Origin of the sequence: Oceanobacillus sp. MO10714A (assembly GCF_037072045.1) — a bacterium.
Classification (GTDB): domain Bacteria; phylum Bacillota; class Bacilli; order Bacillales; family Amphibacillaceae; genus Oceanobacillus; species Oceanobacillus indicireducens.
Genome location: NZ_JAXHDC010000112.1, coordinates 1 through 1,495, shown reverse-complemented (window position 1 = coordinate 1,495; position 1,495 = coordinate 1). Strand labels below are relative to the sequence as shown.

Sequence of the window (1,495 nt, the reverse complement as noted above, 5' to 3'; positions counted from 1 at the left end):
TTGATGTTAGACTAAAAATTAGACACACCGAATTGGGATTGTATAATAGAACCCAAGAAATAGATCGGAGTGTTTTAAATGGCAAAGCGCAAAAGTTATGATAAAGAATTTAAATTATATGCTGTAAAACTTGTGGAAGAAAAGGGTCAAAGAATTTCGGAAACAGCTAGAGAGTTAGACTTAGCTGAACAGACCCTACACAACTGGGTGAAAAAGTATCGTAATGAATCCGACACAGGATTTGTTGGTACTGGTAATCTCAAGCCGGAAGACAAAGAAAAACATGAGCTACAAAAACGATTACGTGACTTGGAAGAGGAAAATGCTATTTTAAAAAAGGCTATGGGCATCTTCGCAAAAAACCAGAAGTAATTTATGACTTCATTGAAAAACACCGACACGAGTTCCGTGTAGCGAAGATGTGTGAAGTACTAGGTGTTTCAAAGAGTGGCTATTATAATTGGCGTAAACGACCCAAAAGCGAACAAAAGAAAAAGAAAGAAGTGCTTACTAGGGAAATAAAACGTATTTTTGTTGAATCTAAAGAAAGGTATGGTAGCCCTAAAATCACAAAAGTTTTAGAGGAGCAAGGCATTCATACAACCGAGAAAAATGTTTCACGTATTATGCGTGAGAATAACATGCAATCCAAAGTAGTTAAGAAGCACAAGGCAACAACAAATTCGAATCACCGGTTACCTGTTTTTCCAAATCTATTAAACCAGCAATTTAAGGTCAATAAGCCTGGAGAGGTCTGGGTAGCTGATATAACTTATGTTTGGACGAAAGAGGGGTGGCTATACCTGGCTTCTGTTATGGATTTGTTTTCTAGAAGAATCATTGGTTGGCAAATGAGCCATCGAATGAATAAGGAACTAGTACTAACCGCTTTAAAACGGGCAATTCGGAAGCAGCCACCAACTGAAGGGCTGATTCACCATTCGGATCGTGGAAGTCAATATGCATCACACGATTATCGAGCGTTATTAAAGGAATATAACATTATTGGAAGTATGAGCCGCAAAGGAAACTGTTACGACAACGCCTGTATTGAGTCCTTTCACAGCATAATTAAGAAGGAACTTATCTTCCATGAAAACTATAAAACTCGTGAAGAAGCTAAAATGAGTATATTTGATTATATCGAGACATTTTACAATTACAAGAGGATTCACTCCACAATAGGATACGTATCACCAGTTGCATTTGAAAAGCAATATAAACGAGCTTAAAAGGCCTCCATTGCTTAAAGAGAGATTATCTAAAATTAATTCTAGGTCTCTTTAGACACCATCCCATTTTTTTAGTTTTGATTTGTCGTGCATTTAACACAGCACGGATTTGGAAGGTGTCAAGGGCCGACGACAGGAGGGGCAAAGCCTTTACCCTTGATAGCTTCCAAAGGGGTGCTATCCTCATTAAACGACAAAACAAAACGAAGGATATTTAAATAAAAATCCATATTCATTGTGTCTAATTTCTTGACATAGGTCCA

General features: G+C 37.4%; 1 protein-coding gene. It reads left to right on the top strand.

What is annotated here, in order from left to right; all coding sequences use genetic code 11:
- Positions 1 to 78: 78 nt before the first annotated feature.
- A protein-coding gene (locus SPD53_RS19720; RefSeq protein WP_336253575.1) for an IS3 family transposase occupies positions 79 to 1,232 on the top strand; the annotation gives its coding sequence in 2 pieces (ribosomal slippage) (positions 79 to 343 and positions 343 to 1,232; 1,155 coding nt in all).
- Positions 1,233 to 1,495: the final 263 nt, after the last annotated feature.